This window comes from Candidatus Methylomirabilota bacterium (assembly GCA_003104975.1).
GTDB lineage: Bacteria > Methylomirabilota > Methylomirabilia > Methylomirabilales > Methylomirabilaceae > Methylomirabilis.
The window spans coordinates 113,050-119,638 of record PQAM01000001.1; the positions used below are offsets into that span (position 1 = coordinate 113,050).

Sequence of the window (6,589 nt, forward strand, 5' to 3'; positions counted from 1 at the left end):
GTCATACTCCCCGTCGAAATGATTTACGCAGCCATGTTCGAGGCTGTTGGATTCGAGTCGGTCACGGTGCAGACAAGCCGTAAGCGCACCTCAAAGAAGGAACTGTTTGAGTTTGTTGTGTCCGCCCGCAAACCTTTTGGCGACAGCCAGCGGGAATCGGAACCGATTTCGGCGCTAGCCCAAAGAAGGGATAATGGGTAATGGCAGACAACACCGCAATCGAATGGACCGATGCCATGTGGATTGATCGGGGTGGGCGGCGCGTGCGGACGTATCGTCGCCAAGATCCGGCTCGCCCCGGCCAGCAGCTTCGCCGCCAGATGGCCGCTCGAGGCTTGCGCTGGTGCTGTGACTGCCGAGCTTGGCTGCCAGCGACAGAGGTGACCAAGCAGGGGCGTTGCCGAGCCCACGAGCGCGAAGCGTATCGCCGTTACTACGCGGGCATGGGTGGGCCGGTAATCCGAGCACGGGCTAGGGCGCGCAAGCGGCGAACTCAACCACTGCCTCCCGCCGCGGGGGAGTTGCTGCTCGATCTCTACGGAGAGCAGTGTGTTTATTGCGGTGGCCTCCCCGAGACCCGGGATCACGTCTTGCCCCTATCGCGCGGCGGGGAGACACAACCTGGCAACGTGGTACCCGCCTGCGCGTCATGTAACAGTTCGAAAAAGGACCGCTCTCCACTCGAATGGCATCCGCCCCGTATTGATAGTGCTGCACTCTTCGAGGTGATCGCCCTCGCTGCCGAGGCAGGGTGGCTGTGATGGCGCGGACGAATATCGAATGGACGGAGCTTTCGTGGAACCCAGTCACAGGTTGCACGAAAATCAGCCCAGGATGTCAACATTGCTATGCGGAGCGGCTGTCCCATCGCCTGCAGGCCATGGGTAACTACAACTATCGGAACGACTTCGAGGTGACGCTTCAGGAACAGATGCTCCGGCTTCCATTCAGTTGGAAGCGGCCCCATCGGATCTTCGTCAATTCGATGAGCGATCTGTTTCACGAAGCGGTGCCTGTCGAGTACATCGTCCGAGTGTTTGAGGTGATGCAGCAAGCGCACTGGCATCAATTCCAGGTACTCACCAAGCGATCCGAGCGGTTCCGGCAATTGGCCCCGTCGCTGCCGTGGACGGACAACATCTGGATGGGTGTCAGCATTGAGGCCAGGTCGTATCTGTATCGGATCGATCACCTTCGGCATACCCCGGCAGCTATCAAGTTCATCTCCTTCGAGCCGCTGCTAGAATCACTTGGCGCCGTAGATCTGCGGGGCATCGATTGGGCCATTGTCGGGGGCGAATCGGGGCCGGGGGCGCGCCCGATAGAGCGATCATGGGTCGTCGAGATCTTGCAGGCATGTCGTCAGGCCGGTGTCCCCTTCTTCTTCAAGCAATGGGGCGGTACGAACAAGAAGCGCGCCGGTCGTCTCCTGGACGGCAGGACTTGGGATGAGGTACCAGCGAGCACGACACCGGAGGCCATGTCTTGCAATCCGACCTCTGCGTGCTCGCGGTGACTGATGGGTAGGCGTTTTTTTTGGCTCATGATGTTAGTCATATGTATATCAACAAGTCCTATAGCAGTCACGCCCTTTCGCTACAGCAAGAGAGAAGCGCACAAGGGGTAGGATGGAGCCTTGAGCAGGTTGCCGGGCGGCTGGTGGAGATTTCGGGTGCGGGGGCGACGGCTTCGCTCACGCTGGCCTTCGGACTGGTGTTACAGGCGCAGCGGCAGAACGAGCCGGTAGCCTGGATCACGCGTGACGACAGCCTCTTCTATCCACCCGACGCGGCTGAGGGAGGGGTTGATCTTGACGCTTTGGTGATCGTCCGAGTTTCTGATGACAGGGCGGTAGCTCGCGCCGCAGATCAACTTATACGGTCGGGCGCCTTCGGTCTGGTCGTGCTCGATTTAGGCACCAAGCCTGATGTCCCCGCCCCGCTCCAGATTCGCCTGGCAGGTCTGGCGCACAAACATCAGACCGCCCTCCTCTGCCTTACGGCAAAGGGGGATGAGGTCCCGTCGCTGGGCCCGCTCGTCTCGCTCAGGGTTACCGCCAGGAGGGAGCGGCTGGCCGATGACCTGTCTGCGTGCGACGCACAGGCAGGCCGTTTTGCGTGCGGGCTCACCGTCCTCAAGGATAAGCGCCGTGGTCCGACCTGGCGGCACATGGAGGTCTGTTGTGGACCGGCTGGCCTGCGTTAGTCTCCCTGCTCTCCCCTTGCAGCTTCTGCTCCGTCGCCATCCCGAGTGGTCGACCTGTCCGATTGCCGTCGTTACTGAAGATAGACCACATGGGTTCATCTATTACGTGAATGCGGCGGCGCATAAGGTCGGCGTGCGTCCCGGCCTCCGCTACACCGCCGGCTGTTCGCTGGCGGCCGATCTGCGGGCTGGTGTAGTTCCACTTGCCGAGATCAATGAGGCAATCGAGGCGATCACGGAACGGCTCCGACGATTTACGCCGGAGATCGAGCCGTCCGTCGACGAGCCCGGTATCTTTTGGCTGAACGGAGTTGGGCTTACTCGCCTCTACTCATCACATGAGGCATGGGCACGGCTGATCGCGGCCGATCTGAACGGCGTGGGCTTCCGCGCAGCGATCGCAGTGGGCTTCACACGCTTCGGGACCTATGCCGTGGCCATGGCGCAAGATGGGATCGTGGTATTCAATGATCCTGACGATGAGCGTGACGCGGCGCGACAGGTTCGGCTCGAATGTCTGGAACTTGATCCGGATTTTCTGGATACGCTCGTAAAGCTGGGCGTCACGACTGTAGGCGCACTCCTCGCCCTTCCGGCCGGCGGGTTGCTCACGCGCTTCGGCGAAGCAGCCTATCGCCTCCACCGAATGGCGTCCGGCGATCTCTGGACACCGCTACGACCGCTAAAGCCTCAGGAGTCGATTCGACAGCGGCTTGTCCTCGATGATCCTGAGACCGACGCAATGCGCCTGCTATTCCGCCTCAAAGGGCTGCTCCATCCGCTACTTCAGGCGCTGGCCGCCCGAGGCGAGGCGCTTACCCGGCTCATGCTTCGCCTCCGGCTGGACGGGGGCGAATGGCGCGAGGGGCACGTCTGTCCCGCGGCCCCGACGCTGGATGCGACGCAGATACTCGATCTCGTTCGGTTGCGGCTTGAGGCCGTTACGCTTTCCGCCGGGGTGATCGAGATAGAGCTGACGGCAACTGGTGTTCCGGTGCCAGCCGAACAGCATCGGCTGATTATGGAACGGCTCAAGCGCGATCCGGATGCAGCCAATCGAGCACTGGCCCGCATTCGAGCCACCTTCGGAGATGAGGCGGTAGGACGGGTACGGCTTGCGGACGCCCACCTCCCTGAAGCGAGTTTCAGATGGGAACCGTTAAAACAGGGATTAGGGATTAGGGGTCAGGGGTCAGGGGGAGCACTCACAACTCACAACTCGAAACTCGCAACTAGAGAGCGGAGTCTGGTGCGTCGGATCATTACCAAGCCGGTCCCGTTGCGTGTACCACCTAGTGAGGGCGGGGTGACCCCGCCCCTACTGTACGGACCGTATATCGTCAGCGGCGGGTGGTGGGGACGAGAGACGCATCGCGGCTACTACTTCGTCGAAACCCGTCGCGGCGAACTACTGTGGGTCTACTACGACCAGAATCGCCGCTGCTGGTTTCTTCATGGAACAGTTGAATAAATCACCATAACTAGGTGTAATAACTGTATATGCACAGCGAGTGTCATTGCGAGCGCAGCGAAGCAATCTCACCGTTTTAAGTAGACGATAGGGAAGAACGGTTAGATTGCCGCGCTCCCGTTAGTCGCTCGCAATGACGCAAGGGATTGTCTGCCGATGGCTTCACATTCGTATACCCCGCTCTGGTGCAAAAGTTACTTCTCGTTCCTCGAAGGCGCGAGCCACCCTGAGGAACTGGTTGAGGAAGCCTATCGCCTGAGACTGAAGACGCTGGCGTTGACCGACCGCGATGGCGTCTACGGAATCGTCCGGGCGCATGTCAAGGCGCGCGAGCTTGGTCTGCATCTCATCGTCGGTGCGCAGATCGCGCTGGCCGATCACTCGAACCTCGTGCTTCTGGCTCAGGATCGGAACGGCTACAGCAATCTCTGCCGGTTGATCACCATCGGGCGGCTGCGTTCTCCTAAAGGAAGCTCCTCCGTCACATGGGATGAGGTCTGTCGACACGCAAGCGGCCTGATCGCACTGTGGGGCGATATGAGCGTAGGGGCGGGGTCACCCCGCCCCTACAGGGCAGGCGAAACCGATCCTGACGACGTAGCCGGCCCACTGCGTGAGGCCTTCGGCGATCGGCTCTACGCGCTCCTCGCTCGTCATCGTCAGGCCGACGAGATCCGGATGGAGGCGCGGCTGCGCGCGCGTGCCGCTCGCTACGACCTGCCCCTTGTCGCGGCTACCGAGATGCTCTACCATACCTCAGCCCGTCGCCCCCTCCAGGATGTACTGACCGCGATCCGCCACGGCGTCGCCGTCTCGACCGCCGGTCGTCAACTCAAACCCAACGCCGAACATTACCTCAAATCGCCTCATGAATTTGCGACCCTGTTCGCGGACGATCCGGCGGCTGTCGCCCGAACCGAGGAGATAGCCGACCGCTGCACCTTCTCCCTGGCCGAGCTTCGGTACCGCTACCCCTCGGAGCGTCTTCCGAACGGCACCACCCCTTCGGCTTTGCTCAGGGCAGGCTCCGCCCAGCGGCTGCGGCAACTCACCTTCGAGGGGGCCAGGCGCCACTATGACGGTAAGGTTCCGCCCGACGTCGTCAGGCAGCTTGAGACAGAGCTGCACCTTATTGACGCCCTCGACTATCCGGGCTACTTCCTGACCATGTGGGAAATCGTCGAGTTCTGCCGGCAGCGCGGCATCCTTTGTCAAGGGCGGGGCTCGGCGGCCAACTCGGCGGTCTGCTACTGCCTCGGTATCACGGCCATCGACCCGGTACGGATGGGGCTCTTATTCGAGCGGTTCATCTCCCGCGAGCGCGCCGAGCCGCCCGACATCGACCTGGACATCCAGCACAACCGGCGCGAGGAGGTGATCCAGCACGTCTACGACACCTACGGCCGCTCCCATGCTGCGATGGTGGTCAACGTGATCCGCTACCGACCTCGATCGGCGGTCCGCGACGTAGGCAAGGCGCTCGGCCTGCCGGAAACCTCCATGGATCGCCTGACCCGGCTCCTGTCCCACCATGGCGACATCACGTCTGAGGCGCTGCGACAGGCCGGACTCGATCCCGAGACGCCGCTGCACCGGCATCTGCTGCGCCTCACGAATGAGATCCTGGAGGTGCCCCGCCACCTCTCCATCCACCCCGGCGGCTTTCTGCTGGGCCACGATCCGATCTGGACCATCGTCCCCGTCGAGAACGCCACCATGCCGGGCCGCACAGTGATCCAGTGGGACAAGGACGACCTGGAGGCGCTGGGCCTCTTCAAGGTGGACCTGCTGGGACTGGGGGCGCTCAGCCACCTCGATCTCTGCTTCCGCCTGTTGAAGCAACACCGCGGCCTCGAGCTGGACATGGCCGGCATCCCGCCCAACGATCCGGCGACCTTCGAGATGATCCAGCGAGCCGACACCGTGGGGGTATTCCAAATCGAAAGCCGGGCCCAGATGGCGATGCTTCCGCGACTTCAGCCCCGCTCCTTCTACGACCTGGTCATCGAGGTGAGCATCGTCCGCCCCGGCCCCATCACCGGCGGCATGGTCCACCCCTACCTGCGTCGCCGGCGCGGCGAGGAGCCGGTCCTCTACCCTCATCCATCACTTCAGCCGGTGCTGGAGAAGACGCTGGGGGTACCGCTGTTTCAGGAGCAGGTGATGCGGCTGGCGATGATCGCCGCCGACTACACCCCAGGCGAGGCGGATCAACTCCGGCGCGACATGGCGGCTTGGCGAAGATCCGGACAAATCGAGCGCCACCGCGAACGCCTCATCTCACGGATGCAGGCTAAGGGGATCGCTGTGGAGTTCGCCGAGCGCGTCTTCTCCCAGATCCGGGGCTTCGGTGAATACGGGTTCCCCGAGGCGCATGCCGCCAGCTTCGCCCTGATCGCCTACGCCACGGCGTGGCTCAAGCGACACTACCCGGCGGAGTTCACCTGCGCGCTGCTCAACGCCCAGCCGATGGGCTTCTACGCCCCGGCCACCATCGTCGAGGACGCCAAGCGCCACGGCCTCATCGTGCGGCCTGTGGATGCGCAGGCAAGCGCCTGGGACTGTACCATGGAGCCGTGCCCGCAGAGTACAGGCGGCTTCGCTGTGCAGATGGGCCTGCGGTACGTGAAGGGGTTGGGCGAAGGCGACTGGAAGCGAATCGAGGATACTCGCCGCATCGCGCCCTTCACATCGCTTGCAGATTTCATTCACCGTACGGAGTTGAATAAGGGAGTGCTCGCGGCGCTGGCCGAGGCGGGTGCCTTCGAGGGATTCGGCTCCTCCGGCGCTGCTCAGGACAGGCTGGACCGGCGGGCGGCGCTTTGGGAGGCGATGGGCACTCAGTCAAGAGTCACTCCCCTACCGACGGTCGTCCAAGAGGCCAGCCCCGCCTTTACACCGCTTGGCGCTGCC

5 protein-coding genes are annotated in these 6,589 nt (G+C 62.6%); all 5 read left to right on the forward strand.

The window, feature by feature from the left end; genetic code table 11:
- Positions 1-200: 200 nt before the first annotated feature.
- Positions 201-761: a hypothetical protein gene (locus tag C3F12_00555; GenBank protein ID PWB49023.1), complete on the forward strand. Its 561-nt coding sequence runs from the start codon at positions 201-203 to the stop codon at positions 759-761.
- Positions 758-1,516, forward strand: coding sequence for a hypothetical protein (locus C3F12_00560; protein ID PWB49031.1), 759 nt, complete (start codon positions 758-760; stop codon positions 1,514-1,516). The genes C3F12_00555 and C3F12_00560 overlap by 4 nt, the downstream gene beginning before the upstream one ends.
- A 41-nt stretch (positions 1,517-1,557) precedes the next feature.
- A complete protein-coding gene (locus C3F12_00565) occupies positions 1,558-2,205 on the forward strand; it encodes a recombinase A (protein ID PWB49024.1) in 648 nt (215 codons plus the stop codon).
- On the forward strand, positions 2,183-3,676 hold the full coding sequence (locus C3F12_00570) for a DNA repair nucleotidyltransferase (GenBank protein PWB49025.1): 1,494 nt from the start codon (positions 2,183-2,185) through the stop codon (positions 3,674-3,676). Before C3F12_00565 ends, C3F12_00570 begins: the two co-directional genes overlap by 23 nt.
- 156 nt (positions 3,677-3,832) lie before the next feature.
- Positions 3,833-6,589 (forward strand): error-prone DNA polymerase (dnaE2, locus tag C3F12_00575; GenBank protein PWB49026.1); only part of this gene is annotated, 2,757 nt, incomplete at its 3' end.

Excerpts from the sequence above, each read along its gene's own strand:
- C3F12_00555 (PWB49023.1), top strand. The coding sequence starts at position 201 with ATGGCAGACAACACCGCAATCGAATGGACCGATGCCATGTGGATTGAT.
- C3F12_00565 (PWB49024.1), top strand. The coding sequence starts at position 1,558 with ATGTATATCAACAAGTCCTATAGCAGTCACGCCCTTTCGCTACAGCAA.